Genomic DNA, 20906 nt, shown 5'->3' on the forward strand with positions numbered 1-20906 from the left:
CATCTTGTTTTTGATAAAAATAATCAAGGGCTTGTAAGCGGATAACCGCTCCCAAGCCCACTCAATTATCATAGAAAATCTGGATTTACAGAGATTATTTCACACTGTCTCCCGATATGTCCCGTCCAGTGCGTGGAAGTGCTAAATCTTTAGGAAAAAATTTTACTAAGGAACGTATCAAAGAACGTATTGAGAATAAACTCCAGAGAACTGCCATTTCTTCTGTTCGCAAGAAGTTAATAGACACCAACGCTCCCAATATAACAGGAAACATCGACCTTCAGAAATGGGCAAATAAGGAAAATTTAAAGATTGTTTCTACTACATATAGCCAGATGCTTACACATAATCTACATAATTTTTCAGAACTTGAAAGCCGCATAACCTTGTTACATATGCAACAAAAAGAGGTAAATACCACTGTCGTCTCTCTTGAATCACAGATCCGACATCTTCGAGAACTGCTAAAATACGCTGAACAATATCAGAAAAATAAAATTTATAACGACCATTATAAAAGCTCAAAAGATTCGGATCGTTATTTCCGTAAATATGAATCTCAAATTATCCTTTTCGCTGGTGCCGAGCATATTTTACAGGAAAATGGTATAGACCTGAAACAGCTCAATACCAATAAGTTACAGGCTCAAATTTCAGAGCTTATTTCCAGAAAGAAGTCAATAAATACTCAATATGTTTCCTTTCGGAAAGAAATGAAAGAGTTGGAATTGATACATCAAAACTTGTCCAAGTATCTAAAACCGGATGATCCTGAAATAGAAAAATCTTCCCATAACAAACTTCCTTCTTTGTAAAACCATAATAATAGGCAGCGATTTCACTCGCTGCCTAAATTCCCGTTAAACCGATATCCTACACCTCGTACTGTTTGTATATATAATGGTTGTCCAGGATCATCTTCTATTTTTTCTCTGATATTGCAGATATGTCGCATAACCACATTATAATCACCGGAATAAGGTTCATTCCATACCAGATCATAAACCATTTCTTTTCCAAATATTCTACCTGGATTTTTCGCTAAAAGAAGTAAAATATCATATTCATATTTTGAAAGATGAACATCACTATCATTCTTTTTAACAATTCGTTCCTGTAGATATATTTTTAATTCTCCAAACCTTATAATTTCCGGTATGAATTGGTTTTTATGTTCCCAGCTAGTCAATATGTTTTCACTTATGCTTCCATTAGCATCTGTGATTCTCTCAATAATTTCTATCTTTTTCACCTTTATTGCCTCTACATTATTAATTTTATATTCTATATATCATCTGCCATTTGACTTTTTTCTTCTACAAGTAATATAATATATTTATTACATATGTAGGATTTAGCAGGAGGATTTTATTATGTCACTACCCCAAATTTCAGAAGCCGAATTTGAAGTTATGAAAATTGTATGGAAATATGCTCCCATCAATACAAATGAAATTACAGAAAAACTTACTCTAACTACCAGCTGGAGTCAAAAAACAATTCAAACTCTTATCAAGAGACTTGTTTCCAAAAAAGCTCTTTCCTACGAAAAACAAAGCCGGGTATTTGTCTATACTCCATTAGTCCAAGAAGATGAATATATACGCCAGGAAAGCAATTCTTTTTTAAAGCGATATTATAATGGAAATCTTTCTTCTATGCTGGCTTCTTACCTTGAAGACGATAAGCTCTCTTCAACAGAAATTGATAACTTACGCCATTTATTATCAAAACATCAGAAATAGGAGGTTTTGAATGAGCAACTGGATTATCCACTTTTTAATCAGTAATATCTTCATATGTATTTTTACACTTGTAATAATCGGAACAAAAAAACTTCTGAAAAAATATTTATCTGCGGCTACACAGTACCATCTCTGTTTTCTTTTATTTTTACTACTTGCCGTGCCATTTTTTCCTGTACAGATTCATGGCTCACAACTTTTTTCATGGTTACATTTTTTTCAAACTGACTCAGGACTTAACTCTGGTACCGACACGCTATCCGAACTTACCAGTAATACACAAAATATTTTGTTAAACCAGGTGAATGATTTTTCAGTTTCCATCAGTAGTCAATTTTCTGGAGGCTTGAATACCATACTCTTTCTAATATGGATAACGGGTGTTATGATTATGTCAGTCCTCACCCTTCATTCATTAAACTATGTACGCTCCATAAAAAGATCTGCTCTCCCGCTTCAAAATCAGCAGGTAAAAACTATTTATTACAATTGTTTAAAGGAACTTAAAATCTCTCACCCAGTATCAGTCTACAGTACTGCATTTTTAAAATCACCAGTTTTAATCGGAATAATACATCCCAGAATTTACATTCCCATCCATTTAATTTCCGAACTGAATCCTGATGATATGCGTTTTATGCTGCTACACGAATTACAGCATTACCGTCACAAAGATACATTTATTGGCTTCCTCATGGTCATAAGTAATATACTCTACTGGTTTAACCCTTTTGTTTGGTACACTTTAAAAGAAATTCTCTGTGACCGTGAAATAGCCTGTGATTCTGCTGTATTGCAGATGATTTCTGCTGATGAATACCAAGCTTATGGAACTACACTGATTAATTTTGCAGAAAAAATATCCTCTTTTTCCTCTCCACTGGCAGTTGGAATGTCCGGAAATTTCAGGCAGATGAAACGACGTATTCTCAACATCGCCGTTTTTAGGAAAGAAACTCTTTATCAAAAAATGAGAGCATTGATAATTTATCTGGTCATTAGTGCTGTTTTTATTGGATGTACACCCATTTTATCCATTGATGCCTCTACTCAAAGCGTATATCATTTTAGTGATACAGACAAAAATATCTCCCTGTTAGATATATCCGAAACATTTGGAACATATGATGGATCATTTGTTTTGTATGACAATAATTTGGATTCCTGGAAAATATACGATCTTGAAGAAGCCACCAAACGTATTCCGCCAGAGTCTACCTACAAAATATACGATGCATTATTAGGGTTGGAATCCGGAATCATCACACCAGAACACTCTTCCATGACATGGAATGGTGATGCCTTTCCTTTTCCATCCTGGGAAGCTGATCAGGATTTAAACTCTGCTATGCAAAATTCCGTTAACTGGTATTTCCAGGCAATTGATTCGCAGCTCGGAATTAACAGAGTCCAGGAATTTTTGAATAAAATAGAATATGGAAACCAGACAACCAGTTCAAATCTGGATTTATACTGGTCCGATTTTTCATTAAAAATCTCGCCTTTAGAGCAAGTAACATTATTGAAAAAATTTAACACAAATGAATTCCATCTAAATTCCCAAAATGTATTTTCTGTTAAAAATGCTATAAAAATTGCCAGTACACCTAATGGTAATTTCTACGGAAAAACTGGAACCGGTCGTGTCAACGGACAGGATATCAACGGCTGGTTTATCGGATATGTAGAAACTTCCGATAACAGCTATTATTTTGCAACCAATATCCAAAGTGATTCTAATGCAACTGGCAAAAAAGCATTTGAAATCACTTCTGATATCTTAAAAAAATTACATATATGGAATTAACAAATATGAAAGGGCTGATAGTTGTTATCAGTTCTTTCTTTTTATTCTATATTGATATTTGGGAACTTCTTTCGTACCATTATTCAGAATTTTATTCCCCATATATTTAAAACTCTTATCATCGTTGAACTTAACAGTCAGCTCACTTGTAATAACGGCATCATTACATATAAATGTATCACATACAGCATCAACAACCAGCACATTGTTTCCCTCTCCGCTATCTCTTATTTCAACGACCTCCGGTAAAGATGTTCCAAAATGAGTAGGGCTATAATTTAAACAACCTAATCGTTCCCAGTCATAAGTTTGATGTTCCGAATCAAATGCTGCCCATTTTTTAATTTGCTCCGCTGTTATCGGCAAAAACTCCATTATCAGATTTTCAAACTCTTCTGCCGGAATTCCACTTGAGTTACCTGAAAACTCATATCTCTCCCCGTATTTCATTCGATATAAATATTCATATAAACCATTATAATCTAACCCTTCCATATCAGATCTATCCCAATCAGAACATAAAAGATTATTCCCCTGATATCCAAGCAAATACACACACCTCTTTGAAACTTCCCTGCATTCATCACTTAAAGGTTTAATTCTTATCATAGAACTGCCATCAACCGCTTCTGATACTTCCGGATATTTTGGAACACATAGCGTATAACCAAACCAGCCTTTTTCTGTATATTTCCATTCTTCTATCCTTGTATACGAAACATATACAATAGATGGATTGTCGTTCATACCCCAAACAACTTTCGCAGCCAACAAATACATATCTGTCCCATCATAATTGAATTTGAGTCTTTCTATCCCACCATCCCTGTTAATCCTATATAAGACGATATCTCCTGGCAGATCCTGTTCTGCCCTGAAAAGAAATTCTTCCATTTTAGAATAATTAGCCATATTTGAATACGGCGCTGATGTAATAACAGGGACATTTTTTTCCTTTAATACTTCCTGCATTTTTTCCATTACTGTCTCAGAAACTACTACATTCGATGAAGTTCCTTTATCCGCCTTTTGATAAATGGCTTTCATCTGATTCATAACATTCTTACAATCTTCAATAGCTTCTTCTTTCACGACTTCATCTACTGGCAAATCATATCCTCTTTCTTGTACAGCATAATTCGCAGTTTCCTGTGAAATATATTCTAAATCAGCCCCTTTACATTTTGTATTTCCTATGAAAAAGCATCCCAAAATAAATAAAACACTCACCATCTTTTTCAGTTTTCTTTTTGTACTCATATCAATTATCTCCATAACATTCCTCCCACTTTTCGTCTGATAATCTTTCCGTATACCAGGTAACCTCTATTTCTGACCTTGATACATAATTGGATACATATTGAAATCTATCTTTATCTAACAGCCGAATGGTTACGCTATGACAAAACGCCTGATCTAATTCTTTTTGTGGCCATACCGCATTTACTTCCAGTGTTATTGTTCCATCTTGATTTTCTATGTAGGAAACAACTTCCGGATATGGAATATATGGTGTGGGAGCAAAATCATATACGATTCCTCTGGTTCGATACCGATATGTCTGTGTTTCCGTGTGAAATACCGTTCCTGTCTGCAGTATCTCTGCGCTTATATTAAAATATTTTTGAAATATCGCTTCAAATGATTCTTTTGGGATTTCATAAGTCTTTCCTTCCTTAAATTCATCAGTTTTTTCTTCCATTGAAAGTAAACGGTCAAAAACATCATAAAAATTTATTCCATCATAATTTTTTTCACTCCAATTAGAAGTAAACAATTTATTAAGTGTATATCCAAAAGGAAGTATATATTTTCGATTCAGCTCCCTGCATTTTTTATTTAACGGCACTACCCGAAAGGCCCGATATCCAGACGGTCCATCATATCCAGCCGGATGATATTCTTCCATAAAGAAATACCCGTTTTCTGTATATTTCCATGAATTAGCTCTAAACTCATGATAATATGTTTCCTGCCAAGTATCCTCTTTCCATTTAAAAGAGCTTACTTCAACGTCTATTTTCCCCTGTTTGGTTTTCAGATCATACCGAATAAAATGATCTCCTGCTATAACTTGAAATATAGTAGTTTTTCCATTTTTCTCTTTTTCTGCTTTTTTCAAAAAATCATCTACTTTAATACTTTGAACCATATCCAGCTGATTGTAGGAATCAATTACTGCATATCCATATTTTCCAAAATAATCCATACTTTTTTGTATTGTACTCAGCTCATATAGTGCATTTTCTTTCGCAGCATTCTCATATATGCTCTGATAGTCTTCTGCCAGCATTTCACACTCTCTGTAAATTTTTTCTTTCGTATCTTCAATTGTCTTTTTCTGCTCTTTCTTTATGCCACATCCACTACAGACAGCAAGAAAAATAACTCCCCAAAATATTTTCCAAATTTTTTTCATATCATTTTCCTCTTACATTTGTAATATTTAAAGGTAAAAATTATTCATTACCGAGATATTCATCCAGTATCGCCTTATCCTTTTCCACCACATAACCGCTTCCTCCAATATCTTTCACATTCTCTACCATACTGATGAGCAAAATAGGATTCTCTGTATCTCTATCTGTAGTAAAGACTGTAAACCAGCCAATTTCTGTTCCAGATGTATCTTCTTTTGTAGCTTTCAGTTCCGCTGTTCCGGTTTTTCCTGCTAATCTAATGTCTTCCCGGCATGCTCCATAACCAGTTCCTTCCGGGTTATTCACTACACCCTCTAGCCCCTCCATAACCTCCGAAACAATTTGTGGTGAAAAAGCATCTTTTATCCAGATTTCACTGGAAGTGCTTCCATCCGCGTGAAGATATGGCTTTATCATATTTCCATCATTTAGAAAAGCCGTATAAATGCTTGCAAGATGCAAAGGATTTACCAGAATCTGTCCCTGTCCATACCCACTGTCAGCAAGCTGGATTTCTGTTTCTATCTTGTCCGTATTAGAATACTGAGACTCTGACATTTTAATATCAAATGGAAGTTCCTGATTAAATCCTATTTGATTTAGAGATTGCATCAGTTGATCCGCACCGATTTTTAATGCTGCTTTTGCAAAATAAATATTATCTGAATAAATAAGCGCATTTTTCAAGATCACAGGTGCATAATCATGAAGTGTAGTCACTGTATAATCTCCCCACGAGAAATCTTTCTGCCATGCCAGACCCTCATTTCCAAAATCGTCATTTGCAGTAAATGCCCCCACTTTTAATCCAATTGCAGCAATTACAGGTTTAAAAGTTGAGCCTGGACACCATGTCTGGCGAAAGCGGTTGTATAAAGGCCTGTCTTCATTTTCATTTAATGCACTCCACTGGCTATTGTCCATTCCACGTACAAAATCATTATTATCATAAGATGGCGTACTTACCAACGCCAGTACTTCCCCTGTATAAGGATTCAAGGCTACAGAACATCCTCTGTCTTCTTTAAATTGTTCATAAAGAGTACTTTGAAGATCGCCATCAATCGTAGTATGGATATCTTCTCCATCTTTTTTAGGCTCATATGCAATGACACTTTTTTTATTTCCATTTGCATCTACAATACAGATCTCACACCCATCTGTCCCTTTTAGTTCTTTTTCATAAAGCGTTTCCAGTCCCGTCTTTCCAATCACACTGTTTGTACGATACCCTTCCCCTTTATGTTCCTGCAAATCCTCGGCTGTAACCGCCTGTACATACCCTACCAGATGAGAGGTAGCTTCTTTTAGATAATAAGTTCGTACTTTTACATCAGATAACATAATACCTGGAATCTTCAATAATGTGTCCTGCTTTTCTTTTTCTTCCAGAACAGTTTCATCCGGATTCACTGTCAGAAGATCGACCTCTTGTATTTTAGGAATTGTTGCTACTGGTACAAAAGAATCTGCTTTTACCCAATCGGCTTTTAACTTATCCTCAATTTCGTCTGCTCCAATTCCAAGATACTCTGCCAGTTTTTTTATTGTATCTTCCCTGTTCTCCATTCTGCCCGGAACAATTCCTACCGAAGATGCAGTTCCCTCTCCAGCCAGCTGGCGACCATTTCTGTCTAAAATATTTCCTCTTTTTGCCTCTTCTAACGTTACCTGAACTTTATCCGTTGCAGATAACTCTGGAAAAATCAACTGATCCTGCCAGATTAAATGATATCCTGTCCAGTTATGTGAAAATACCGCATTGTTGGTAAATTCTACATTTCCTGCAGCAGTCTGCATATTTGTTGTATAGGAAACTGCCGCATTTCCGTTTTCTTTTCTTTTTGCTGTAATATCGGTTATGGACAGATCAGACATCTCAATGCCTTCATATATTTTAGAATTTCGTTCTATAAATTCTTCCTTACTGTTCATGCTGCTTTTTTTCTGATCCAGCATGGCATACATTTGCTCATATTCCCCTTTTTCAATATATTTCATATATTCCATTAGTCTTTTTTCAGGAACATTACGATTCATTATTGTTACAATACCGATTCCACCACCAATCAATATACCGCTAAATAAAACTATTTTTGTGATAGTCTTCGTGTGTTTTTTTCTTTTCGTTTTTCTCATATAGTTTTATTTCTCCTTTTTTTCGTATTTTCTTAAATATTACACTTGTAATATTTAAACGTCAAGTTTTTTCTTAGGTTTATATATGTAAACAAGAGGAAAGATTTGGATAAAAAAAGAAAGGGCATCTCAAAGCTCTCTTTGATAAAGAACTTTACCGACACCCTGAGGTAATGGTTTCTCCGGATGTTTCCCAAACGCTATAATCACTCTCCAGAAGAACCAAAAACGATTTTTAATTTTTCTCTCAGAAAAAAAGAACTACTCTAAATCTGCAGATCTTTGAAATAACCCTGCTCGTTTCTTATAATCACAAACATATTCAGGCAACACATTCTTTGCTGGCAGATTATTATAGCGGAAAACGCAACAAATCCCTTTATTAACTTTTGTTCTATATAATTCCTGTACCAATCCTATTGTTTCATCATCTGAACAAAAGCTCTTCGGAATCTCCCTACAATCCCTGATAATAACGCAAATCTGTTTACTATGTCCTCTCTGTCAGTATACAAGCCAGCTAATCTCTTTATTATAGTATCTAAATACTTCTTCCCAATTCCACTACTCAAAATTTCTTCAGTCACTGTTTCTGCAGATGTGTTTTTATATCAGCCAGAGTTTCCCTGGCTGAATTCTTCCAATATATACCTGTTAACACTTCTCAATGCTGACACTTTTTCCTTCGATTCTCATCTTTCACCTGCTATACTGCACTCTGGCTTGAATTCATTCCCCCTCTTCCAGTTCCGATTTATAATCTTCTAAGTCCATAAGAAAAATCTCATAGCCTTCATTGCTCATGCAGAACAGCTTTCTTATGGTATTGCAGACAAGCCCGATCATATCCTCATCCCCTTCCAGAAATGGAATAATATTGCCGATGGCTTCCATCGTGTCATTTCTGTTGCCTTTATCAAACATTGCGGTCACTAAGCATTCATCTGTATCAAAGTTCATTGCCAGATCCATCATAATTCTACCTCCCCCTTCTTACGTGCTTTGGATTTTTCAGTTTCCGTTTCTTTCTGCTCCTGTGCTTTTGCTCTTGCCTGAAACTCTTTCAATGACTGCAGTACGGATTTTTTCAGTTCTCCTTTTCCACCCTTTGCAGGCTCTTTGTTTTGTTCCCGGTTTGGTTCTACTGATACGGATTCTTTCTTGACTGGTGCTTCTGGAACTTCCTGTTTCACTTCCACAGTCTGTTCTGCTTCCTGCACTTTTCCATGTTTCTCATTCAAATACTTTTCCATATCGTTAATTGCTTTCTGTACCAATGGACTTTCCTTGTAATGCGGAATCATATCTATCAGTTCCCTGTCTACTCTGTCCCAACACATCAGTTCGTACTCTCCAGAATAATCCTTATCCCCGTCCTGCAGGTCAAAACCAATCCCTTTGCCTCCATGCAGTCGATCTGCCGGAATACTTTCATAAATCTTAATCGCTTCTTCCAGAGTAAGATTATTATGGTATTCTCCCATGACCGGAAACTCCATACACTCTGCCACATAAAAAGTAATCGTAGCTTCCGGCTGTTCCTGTTCTGATTGTCTGGTAAAGATAGAAAAGGTTTCTGCATTTTCCAGGCGGGAAAGTAATGACCGGGCAGTTATCACATCACTGTCTATATCAGATTCTTCCGATACTTCAACCAGCCAGTCCTTTAAACACCCTGTTTTCTGATTCAAAATGTCCTCTGTGATTTTCTTCACCTGTTCTTCCCTGTTCTCAACGGTATCTTTATATTCGTAAGTGTCATATTCATAGCTGAAATTATCTAAATCCACCGCCAGCTTTTTGATCTCCTGCTGATCAAGGTAAGCATCTGCTTCCTTCATATATTCTGCCAGAGTGATTCTTTCTTCTGCGATAGGATTGATGTCCACCTTAATACCTGCCATTGCTATACCATGAGCATTTAATTCATTGAAGAAACTGTCCTCCCGGATATTGCCATGATAAGAAAGCACCACATCAAGGTCAGAATCATCTCTGTAAAGTTCCTCTCTGCTTCTGGAACCATGCACCCTTGCTGCAAGCAGCTCTACTTCATTTTCCAGTCCCATATCTTCCAGAATACCCTGTGCGTGATACAAGACACCCCGTTCCACTTCTGCCCTGCTAAGACCATTTAATGCTGCTTCATCTCTTCCAATCTCAGAAGTCGCACGAAGCTCACCTGCCTGTAGTAAATCCTTTGAATGTTGGATGGTCATTGCCTCAAATTCTTTATAGTCCACTTTGACACATTCCATATCATCCATTCTTTCACTTTTTAAGATTTCATAAGTAGCTTTCTGAACAGATACTTTGGGATCGTCATAATCATTGGAATGGATTTCGTGCAGGTCAGAATCATAAAAAATATAAAAATAACCTTCTTCCGTTGCCTGTACGGTCAGATACCCTTTGCTCTTGGTAAACTGCATTGCAATTCCCTCACAGGTATCCACTGCTCTTTCCCTGTCATAATCCTCAAAAATACTTGGTGGACAATTCTTTAATAACTGTGCCAGCTGCATCTGCCGTTCGCCTGCTTCTTCCACTTCTGCCATCAAATCCTCATAGTCAACGGGAACTGCATTTTCCAGGGACATTTCTTCATCTTCCAGAATATCTTCCATTGCCTGCTGCATAGAAATATCAGGATTGTCATAGGCACCGCCGTCGATCTCATCGTAATCCAAAGCATAAAAGGTATAATCATAGCCTTCCTCTGTTCTCTGGATTGCAAAATACCTATCGTCAATCTTATATGCCAGTTCATCCGGTTCCAGTTCCGGCATAAGTCCTTCCACAGAAATCCCTTTCTCCTGCAGATATTCTGAAATAGCTTCCAATGCTCCTGCATCATACCCATTCCAGAGATCTTCTGCGACAAGCTGACCATGTTCCGATACGATAATCCCTGCCACATCTGAACCATACTCATCATGTTCCATGAAGAAGAACTTCTCCCCTGCATACTCTCTTTCATCTACTGTATGCCAGGTTCCTGCATGTCCATCTGCTTCAAATCCTCTGGTATCTGCTGTAATGGTGACTTCCGCTTCATCTAATGCCTGTTCAATCTTCTGCATACGGATCTCTGCCCTTGCCATATCAATAAATCCATCTAACACCGCTGGGTGGCTTTCTATCACATAATCCTGATTCAGATTCTTCCCCTGATTGATATTTTCCGGGATTTCGATATGTTCTGCCCAGTCTTTGTTCTGTTTGGAAAATCTGCCGTCATAAGAAAGTTCCCGAAGCGTATTTGCCATAACAAACGTCATACGTTCTTCTCCAAACTGTTCCAGCACTTGTTTTGCGGCATCTTCCTTTAAATGCAGCCCGTCAAAATTTAATGCGATTGCTTCCTCGATTGCTTTCTTACAATCAATATTTAACTTTCTGGAATCCAGATAAGCATCTACATCCCGTTCTTCCATTGCCTGAGCAAGTGTTCCTTTATAAACTGGCGGATAGGCTCTGGTATGATTATTTTCCAGCATCTCCATTCTCTGCTGTACAAAGTCCGGAAGTTCCTCAAAGCCGAAAGAATCCACATAATAAGCCTTTGTCTCCGCCGTCCGGTTTATAACTATGACGTCGCTTACCGATAAGGAATGTCCATGAAAATCGTTCGGGCGGTTGATATTAAATCTCTCAAAAATATCCTCTAATGTGATCGTTGGTATCCACGGAGCCGCATACACCATCCTGTAGTCTTTCCCCTCAATGGTATAGCCTAATTTTTTAGCCGATTCAAAACCCATAAACTGATAAGTATGCTCTCCGCCCGTATCCATCTGATAGATTGCAAAACGACCGCTTTCTCCATGAAAAAGCAAAGTTTCATCAATCTTTTCTGCACTGTCCTGTTCCAGTTTTTCCTGTCTGGTGGCAGATGCTTCTTTTTCTTCATATTGCATGGTGTTTTCCCTTTCCAGCTCATGCATCTGCTCCTCAATGTTCCCAATGATCTCTGCAGATGTTTTTCGGATGGTATCCATTGATGCTTTCAACGCCTTCATATCCCTGCTCTCGCACCAGCTGGCGATATAGGTAAACGAATATTCTGAAGTATCCAGACCAAAATGGTTGCAGACAATATAAGCGATACTTTCTGCTTCCACTTCCTTTGTTGTCTGGTCTTTTAGGACGCCTTCCACATCCATTACTTCCCGGTCATGCAGCAATGCGTGGCTCACTTCATGGACTCCGGTTTTCATCGTCTGTACATTACTCATATCTTCCTTTATCGCAATATATTTTTCTGTCTGGTGATAATAGCCTTTTGCATCCCCTTCCACATTCATCATGCGGATCGGTACAGGAGAAATATTCTGCAATGCCTGCATAAACGTATCATAAAACTGTACACTTCCGGTAAGCTCCGGTACCTCCAGTTCTGCGATCGGTTCCCCCTCTGTCTGGCTGACATCAAACACTGTCGTTACACGGAATCTCGGTATCACCATCTCCACGATCTCTGTTTCCGGCTGTCCATCATCCCCGATCACAGGCTCTTTTGTTACCGGGTCGATCTTTTCAATCTCCTGTTTCTCCCGTATCGGTGCTGGTGCGATGATCTGGATTCCTTTCTCTCCACGTTTTACATGACGGTTAAATTTCTTCTTCCATGCCTGATAGCCTGCCACCAGTGTTGCTTCCGGTTTCTGCATGGTGATCAGCAGTGTGTTATTAAAGCTGTAATTGTGGAACTTTGACATGGTATTCAGATATTCGGTATATCTCTCCGATGTAAAGATTTCCTTTACTCCCTGTTCCAGCCGTTCCGATATTTCTTTTAACTGTTTTTCTATATTATTTGCCATAAACAAACCCTCCATTTTATGTCCCCGCCAGAGAAAACTCTGACGGGAAATCTTTTATAACTCCTGTTCATGTTTTTTCTTTGCAGCTTTCTGTACAGATGGCTGTTCCGCTGTATTCTGCTGTGCCTTCTCCTGCTTTAAGCGTTCCAGAATAGACGGCTTATGGATTCTGTCTGCTGTTTCCGGAAGTTCTTTTTCTTCTACGGCATCCCTGCTGTCTGTGCTGCTTCCTTCTCTGCCAATATCCTCATCTGCCATAATCGTCTCATTGCCCTTTTCATCCATGTTCAGCAGGGCATTTAACTCGGATAAGCGTTCCATCTTTTCATTCAGTTCTGCTTCTTTCGGAAATGGTTTCTTTACCTCTTCCTGTGCAGTAGCAAGCTGCTGTTGTACGGTTTCTAACTTCTGCTTACTTTCCGTCAGCTTCCTGTCGATAGAAGAAAGCGTGTTATGGATACGCTGCATATTTCCTATAGGGTCTTTTCCGATCTCCAGCTTATAAGAGCATTTTCCTTTGATCGTCAGTTCAAACGCATTGGAGAACATATTGTAGGAAGCAGATAACGTAAACCCCTGATATTCCCCGACCTTTCCGCCGGTGCTGATGGTTTTTAAACCTGCACAGGCGGCGATCAACGCTTCGCCTGCTTCTTTCTTATCTTCATAAAGAACATTCCCTACCGTCATGGCAAACGTGTCATTATCCTGTAAATCCACGCTTTTTACTACCTGCGAATCCACCTGCATCCCGGCAATCCGCTCTTTCAATGCACTGATCTGTACCGGGAAATTCTTTGCAATATCGGATTCCAGACGGTAAATCTGACTGGTATGGTTTGCCTTTAGAAGTTTCAGCTTACTCACCTGCACATCCAGATCCATTTTTTCTTTAATGTACGGATTGCCTGTGGCAAGTGCCTTGATCTCTGCATAGGACAGTGCCGTATCATCAACATCTTCACAAGCTCTGACCGGGGATTTACTGGTCATAATCTGACTGATGAACTTCTGCTTATTCTCCAAAATCTGCCACATATACGCATCAAAAGTGTTCTCCGTCACATACCGGAATATCTTTACTTTGTCATTCTGGTTTCCCTGTCTTAAAATACGTCCTTCCTGCTGTTCCAGATCAGACGGCTTCCACGGACAATCAAGGTGATGGAGGGCAATGAGCCTGTCCTGTACGTTGGTACCAGCACCGAGTTTTGGAGTGGAACCCATGAGGATTCTCACCTGTCCGGCCCGTACCTTTGCAAACAGTTCCGCTTTCTTTGCCTCCGTGTTGTATTCATGGATAAAAGCAATCTCTTCTTTCGGGATTCCTTTTTCTGTCAGTTTGTTCCGGACATCATCATATACGTTGAAAGTCCCGTCTCCTTTTGGTGTGGACAAGTCACAGAAGATCAGCTGGGTTGTCCGGTCTGCTTTTCCTTCCTCCCATACCTGGAAAGCATTTTCCACACAGGTATTGACCTTGCTTTTTTCGGCATCCGGAAGAAGTTCATTCAAAAGCCTTTGGTCTAACGCACACTTTCTTCCATCGTTGGTGATCTTGAGCATATTATCCTCTGTCGGATTCACAAGACCGCCTCTTACACTTTCGGCACGTTCTGAAAAAGCACTGACCATTTCCTGCTGTTCTTCACTTGGCTTCAAGACTTCATTGATAAACTCTGCTTCCGGTACGGGAAGATTCAGCATATCCGAAGTCTGAATATCCGCAGCTTCCTTAAAAATAGAGATCAGCTCCGGAAGATTGAAAAAACGGGCAAATCGTGTTTTCGCACGATAGCCCGTTCCTTCCGGTGATAATTCGATTGCGGTTACTGTCTCTCCGAACGTTGCCGCCCAGGAATCAAAGTGTCCCATGCCCATACGCATGAGTGTGTCATACTGGAGATAACGCATGATAGTATAAAGCTCGGTCATACTGTTCGATACGGGAGTACCCGTAGCAAAGGTAATTCCCCTGCCACCTGTCAGTTCATCCATGTACCGGCATTTCATAAACATATCGGAACTTTTTTGTGCATCCGTCTGTGAAATACCTGCTACATTTCTCATCTTTGTATATAGGAAAAGATTTTTGAATGAATGGCTTTCATCCACAAACAGTCTGTCTACACCTAATTGCTCAAAAGTTACTACATCATCCTTTCTGGTCTGGTCATTGAGTTTTTTCATCCTCGCCTGCAGGCTTTTCTTTGTTTTTTCCAACTGCTTGATGGTATAATTCTGCCCTGCCTGATGTGCTGCTTCTTCAATGGAGAACGTAATATCTGCAATCTGATCTTCCAGCATGGCAATCTGCCGTTCTTTTGAAAGGGGGATTTTCTCAAACTGCGTATGTCCAATGATCACGGCATCATAATCCCCTGTCGCAATACGGGAACAGAACCGTTTTCGGTTTGCCGGCTCAAAGTCTTTCTTCGTTGCCACCAGGATATTTGCTCCCGGATAGAGACGTAGGAAATCACTGCCCCACTGCTCGGTCAGATGGTTTGGCACAACATAAAGATTCTTCTGTGAGAGTCCCAGCCGTTTTGATTCCATACCGGCTGCGATCATCTGGAACGTCTTCCCTGCTCCTACGCAATGAGCCAGAAGGGTATTATTTCCATACAGCACATGAGCCACTGCGTTTTTCTGGTGCGGCATTAGGGTAATCTCCGGGTTCATGCCGACAAACTGAATATGGCTTCCATCATATTCCCGTGGACGGATGCTGTTAAATCGTTCATTATAGATCTTACAGAGATCTTCCCGTCGGTGCAGGTCTTTAAATATCCACTCCTTAAATTCCTCTTTGATCAGTTCCTGCTTCTGCTGTGCCAGCATCGTTTCCTTCCGGTTTAATTCCCGGTGTTCCCCCTCGGCATCCTGTACCGTGTCATAAATCTTGGTATCCCTAAGGTTTAAGGCATCTTCCAAAAGACGGTAGGCATTGGCTCTCTGCGTTCCATATGTGGAAGTAACAAGAGCATTTCCGTAACTGTCCACATTCTTTCCCATAACATTCCATTGTCCGGTCACTTCGGCATACTGGACTTTGACCTTGCTCCCTACATAATATCTTGGTGTATGGAATGTTTCTGCCATGAACCGTGTAATGTAATCCTCAGAGATCCAGGTTGCCCCAAGTCTTGCCTCAATCTCTGATGCATCCAGATCTTTTGGCTGTACCTGCTCCAAATACTGCACGTTCACCTGATATTCCGAGTGATCTTCTGCAAACTGTTTGGCGATCTGAAGTTTCTCCCTCACATTTCCAGAAAGATATTCGTCCGACGGCTCCCATTTTTCACCGATTGGATTCTTAAAGATCACCCCTGCCAGTTCTTCGGTAAGCTCCTCTTCTGTTTTCCCGGAAAGCTGTGCCATATAGGAAAGGTCAACGCCTGCCCTCTCACCAATAGAAACCGCAAGTGCTTCACTGGCAGTATCCACGGAAGTTACCGTTTCTGCCCTACGGATTGTCCTTTTGGTAAAAATATCCGCTTTCCGTTTCAGTTCTCCCTTATCATCCAGAAATTCCAGAGAAGTCAAAAGACAATAACTACTGTCCTGACTAAATGCCCTCTTATTGGCATTGCTGCTGATAAGACCATATTTTGCTGTAAAGGTATCGTATTCTTCATTGAGTTTTCCCTGCAGCTTTGTGATCTGTTCATCGCTTTCCTCTTCCATCTGACACTGGATCAGTTCATTCGTAACATCACGGATCTTCACCATCCCTTTGACACGTTCCGCTGTCATTGCCGGAAGCTCCATGCGGTTCATCACAGAATTTTCCCGGTAATAGACTTCCTCATTCACTACGGTAAAACTGAAATTCTTTACATCCGGGTCTGCCGGGATAGAGACAACCTCCTCCTCCAGCTCTGTATCCGAAAGTTCCAGTTCCGTAATCGTGCCATGGATATTCCTGATAGCTTCTTTTAACTGTTCTTCTAAGGTAATGCCTTCTTTTGGTTTTACGGTCACTTCCTGCTTTCCGTACTGGGTACTTTCTGTAGTAAAATCACCAAGCACCATTTCCGGATGCTCTGCAAAATAAGCATTGACCGAATAGCCTTCCGGTATTTCCTTTAAATTTAACCATTCCGGTTCCTCAATGGATGCCCTGTCCCTTTTCTGGAAAAACAAAATATCAGAAACAACACTGGTATTGGCATTTCTCTGGAACGCATTATTCGGTAATCGGATGGCTCCAAGCAGTTCTGCCCGGTTTGCGATATACTGTCTCACTGCCGGATTCTGCTTATCCATCGTTCCACTGGAAGTTACCACAGCCACTACGCCACCGGGACGCACCAGATCAAGGGATTTTGCAATAAAATAATCATGGATCATAAAATGATGCCGGTCATATCTGCGGTCACTGACCTGATACGCCCCAAATGGAACATTGCCTATCACACAGTCGAAAAAGCTGTCCGGATAACTGGTTTCCTCAAATCCCTGTACGGCAATCTTATTTTTCTGATAAAGCTGTTTTGCAATCCTGCCCGAAACCGGGTCAAGCTCCACACCGTACATATTGGCTTTGCCCATACTCTCCGGGATCAGTCCCATAAAGTTACCGACTCCACACGATGGTTCCAGGATATTTCCCTGTTTCAGTCCCATATTTTCCAGTGCTTCATACATGCTTCGGATCACGGTCGGGGATGTATAAAAAGCATTTAAGGTCGATGCCCTTGCTGCTCTGTATTCTTCTGGTGATAAGGTATTCTTTAATTCCAGATACTCATCTGCCCAGCTGCTGTTACTCTCCTCAAATGCCTGCGGGATACCACCCCAGCCAACATAACGGGATAAAATTTCCTGTTCTTCGGGTGCTGCCAGACGTTCTTCTTTCTCCAAAGTCTGTAACAAATGGATGGCTTCCATATTTGCCTTATACTTTGCCTTCGGACCGCCTGCACCAAGGTCATTATCCTGGATACGGAAGTTGTATGGTTCTATCACGGCTTTTTCCTGTTCCTGACTTTCCAGAGTAGATTCTTCGGCAGTAACCTTTTCCTCTTCTATTTCCTCCACATCTGACATATCTACTACGGTCGGTTCTGCCACTGCCTTCGTATCCAAGAAATCAAACATGGTCATCTGGTGTCCGGATGGTTCCGCAAAAGACGGTTCTGCTTCCGGTGTCGGGAATATCGTATAGGTTCCTTCTGCATACTGGTGGAGTTCCGAAAGAAGTTCTGTTTTCTGCTGATAGTTTGTCCCATACGCTTCAAAATCCAATGGAAGAGCTGCCAATGCTGCATCCATCTTCTGTAACAGTTCTTCTGTCTGCTCTGGATTCTCTAATACTGCGACCATTTCTTTTCCTGGTTTTTCCCAGAAGAAGTCATCTGTAAAGGGTCTGTCTATCTCTTCCGGAAGACGGTCATAAAAGCGGAGTACCTTATTCGCCATCTGCTCTCGTTCATATTCCGGCATACGAGCATAATCTTCTGCCTGCAGGAACTGGTCATTCTTTATCAGATAAGCTACTCTGTTTGCAACTTTATTCCAGGATAATAAAATTGACGTATATGGATTCCCATAAGCACCTCTTGCAAGAAACAATCCTTTTCCATCATAGTTTGCGTATGAATCATCGGCACCAGACAGTGCATGACTGCTTCCACCGATCCCATACTGTTCCTTGATAAAACCTGTCCTCGATCTTTCATCTTCATGAAGTAGATAAAAGGAATACGTCCTAAGCCTGCCCTGCGAATACGCTCCACCTCCTGCAATATAAGCATCAATCTCATCCTGTGTAATGAACATCGGATGTTCTTTCCAGGCAAAGCCGTCCCTAGCCTGATAAGGAATCACCTCATCCGCAAACTTCTGAAACTGCTTTGAGATATTTATAGGATTATAATGATGGAAACGCATAATAGAATGATTTTCTTCATAGGCTTCTGCCAGTGCATCCAGTCTTTCATTCAGTTCCGAAAGCCACTGGGAATCCTCCAGCTTTTCTTCCAGATAATCCGTGATCTCCGGATAGATACTGCGAAGATGTGGTAAATCCTCCTCATCGAAAACAATCTCCGCTACTCCTTCTGCCATATCCCCTTTCATATAGGCAAGAGCCTGGGCGTGTTCTTTTACTGCATTACTTCTTGCCGCATCCAATACAGACTGCGGTGCATATTCACCCTGGTCTAAAAGCTGATGGATACGTCCGCTGACATCTTCCCATGATAAAAATGCCTTATCTAAGATATGGTCTGTAACCGTATGCCCTACTGCGATCTGCATCCCGGTTTCATCAAACCAGACTGAATATTCATTTCCATCAATCTGAAAACCTTTTCCACCTTTACGGTATTCACGCTTCACAAACTCCGTATATTCCTCCGGTGTCTGTTCACTCATGAAATTATAGATGATCCGGAGCTGGCTGGCTTTCCGGTTTCCTCCTGTCCGTAAGATCTCATCGACAACTTCCTCTGGAATCGGGATTTCTCCGGCATAAAGGGCAGCTGCCCTTTTCTCGATCTGCCGTCTTTGTTCATCTGCGGTAGGATATTCGGGCAAAGATAAAGCAGAGGCAATCTCTTCCTCTGCTTTACTCAATCCATCTTCTCTTGTATCTTCGACTAACTGTATACCAATTCCGTCAAGATGCTCTCTTCCGCTGTTGCCATCAGTGCGTTCATGTGTGCTGTCCATGCTATCGGATCTGCTTCCTTGTCCGGTGCCGGATTCTTCTCCAGTAATTTCTCCATCTGGCTGTCCATTCTCTCCTGTGCTGCTTTCTCGATCTGTTCCAGATGGCTGTTCAGCTTCCCGGTCAGGAACAGGCTCTGATAAAGGCTGTTCTTGTGTTCTTTCAGAAATGTCCTCCGCAGCATCCCATATTTCCCGATCGTCACTTCTTCCTCTTCGACGGTCAGATTCGGAAACAGATAATCTCCCTTGCGATGATATGTCAATTCCATAATCGGTTCCTCCTTCATTTTCAATATTTTCTTCTTTTTTCGTTTCTGCATCCTGGTTTTTGATTTCACAAATTAACGTGGTAAAGTTATTATAATTCCTTTCATTGGAATTTTCAACCTCTTTTCTCGCTTCTTCCAGAGAAATTTTATGTACGGTCTTTCCAATATCAATCAGAATACTCTCACTGAGCTGGCTTGCCGCATTTCCAAGGAAGGTGAGAACTGACAGACGGTTATAATCTGTGATATGCATGAAGTCCTCTTCTTCCAGAAGTTCCATCGGGTCAAGCCCGCATCGCCTGGAAAGCAGATAGTAAACACTGTCTGTTGCCAGCTGACGAAAATCACTGCGGATCGTCACCTCATCCAGATCTTCCAGATAAGTACCTTCTACAGCATATTCCAATCCATCTAGGTATTCCTCCAGATTGTCATTGACCATTTCCCTTGCGACCGCCATCAATGCGTCCTGCAAAGTTGCCGCATCCTTTTCTTCCAGAGCATAGACTTCTGCCAGATGGGTGAGGATCTCTTCTCTCTGGTGTTCCTGCATCTTCCAAAGATACGGGCTTCTGCCTCCGGCTACCATGTGGGTATCCGAAATATCAAACACATAACGAAGTTTGGTATTCTGCCAGGTTTCATCAAACAGGGCAATTCCTCTTGCACCACGATTTACCCAGCGTAACATCTTTTCATTCCATAGTTCCAGTGATGCACATGCTGTTGCGTCTGGACGCTGTGCATGGATCAGAAGCTGATCTGAAAAAGAATAACGATATAACCTTGATGCTGTGTCCATATAATCCATCCAATCCCCTGGCGAACTGCTCACTGATACGGCATGTTCCTGCACCAAGTTTCGGATGTCCTGTAGTTTAGACATTAAACTTCCCTCCTATCAATAAAAAAACAGCCCACTCTTTTTTAGAATTGGCTGCATAAAATGTACTTTACTTTTCGGAGAGAAAATGCTATATTCTAATTGAAAAGAGTAACCGCCCACAAGGTGGATG

At 40.4% G+C, this 20906-nt stretch carries 10 protein-coding genes; 3 read left to right on the forward strand and 7 right to left on the reverse strand.

Annotated features, from left to right (window positions below; genetic code table 11):
* Positions 1–116: 116 nt before the first annotated feature.
* Positions 117–815, forward strand: coding sequence for a hypothetical protein (locus ACTNEW_RS14060; RefSeq protein ID WP_441062139.1), 699 nt, complete (start codon positions 117–119; stop codon positions 813–815).
* 23 nt (positions 816–838) lie between these two features.
* Here the strand turns inward: ACTNEW_RS14060 and ACTNEW_RS14065 are convergent, their stop codons facing one another.
* The gene (locus tag ACTNEW_RS14065) at positions 839–1252 is read right to left on the reverse strand and encodes a winged helix-turn-helix domain-containing protein (protein WP_118331069.1); all 414 of its coding nucleotides are present in this window, start codon (positions 1250–1252) and stop codon (positions 839–841) included.
* Between the two features lie 118 nt (positions 1253–1370).
* Between ACTNEW_RS14065 and ACTNEW_RS14070 the strand changes: the two genes are divergently transcribed.
* The gene (locus ACTNEW_RS14070) at positions 1371–1745 is read left to right on the forward strand and encodes a BlaI/MecI/CopY family transcriptional regulator (protein ID WP_441062155.1); all 375 of its coding nucleotides are present in this window, start codon (positions 1371–1373) and stop codon (positions 1743–1745) included.
* Positions 1746–1755: 10 nt separating this feature from the next.
* Complete coding sequence (locus ACTNEW_RS14075; protein WP_021650354.1) at positions 1756–3552, forward strand: BlaR1 family beta-lactam sensor/signal transducer; 1797 nt, start codon at positions 1756–1758, stop codon at positions 3550–3552.
* Between the two features lie 27 nt (positions 3553–3579).
* Here ACTNEW_RS14075 and ACTNEW_RS14080 read toward each other — a convergent pair whose 3' ends face one another.
* From ACTNEW_RS14080 to ACTNEW_RS14105, 6 genes are all read right to left on the reverse strand, one after another.
* Complete coding sequence (locus tag ACTNEW_RS14080; RefSeq protein WP_173904053.1) at positions 3580–4827, reverse strand: DUF6070 family protein; 1248 nt, start codon at positions 4825–4827, stop codon at positions 3580–3582.
* On the reverse strand, positions 4814–5971 hold the full coding sequence (locus ACTNEW_RS14085; RefSeq protein WP_055052404.1) for a DUF6070 family protein: 1158 nt from the start codon (positions 5969–5971) through the stop codon (positions 4814–4816). The genes ACTNEW_RS14080 and ACTNEW_RS14085 overlap by 14 nt, the downstream gene beginning before the upstream one ends.
* A 40-nt stretch (positions 5972–6011) precedes the next feature.
* The gene (locus tag ACTNEW_RS14090) at positions 6012–8111 is read right to left on the reverse strand and encodes a penicillin-binding transpeptidase domain-containing protein (RefSeq protein WP_441062141.1); all 2100 of its coding nucleotides are present in this window, start codon (positions 8109–8111) and stop codon (positions 6012–6014) included.
* 729 nt (positions 8112–8840) lie between these two features.
* The gene (locus ACTNEW_RS14095; protein ID WP_441062143.1) at positions 8841–9086 is read right to left on the reverse strand and encodes a transposon-transfer assisting family protein; all 246 of its coding nucleotides are present in this window, start codon (positions 9084–9086) and stop codon (positions 8841–8843) included.
* Positions 9083–12937: a DUF3849 domain-containing protein gene (locus ACTNEW_RS14100; RefSeq protein WP_441062145.1), complete on the reverse strand. Its 3855-nt coding sequence runs from the start codon at positions 12935–12937 to the stop codon at positions 9083–9085. Before ACTNEW_RS14100 ends, ACTNEW_RS14095 begins: the two co-directional genes overlap by 4 nt.
* A 54-nt stretch (positions 12938–12991) precedes the next feature.
* A complete protein-coding gene (locus ACTNEW_RS14105) occupies positions 12992–20776 on the reverse strand; it encodes a DEAD/DEAH box helicase family protein (protein WP_441062147.1) in 7785 nt (2594 codons plus the stop codon).
* Positions 20777–20906 lie beyond the last annotated feature (130 nt).

The organism is Blautia sp. HCP3S3_G3 (genome assembly GCF_052063365.1).
Lineage (GTDB): Bacteria > Bacillota > Clostridia > Lachnospirales > Lachnospiraceae > Blautia_A.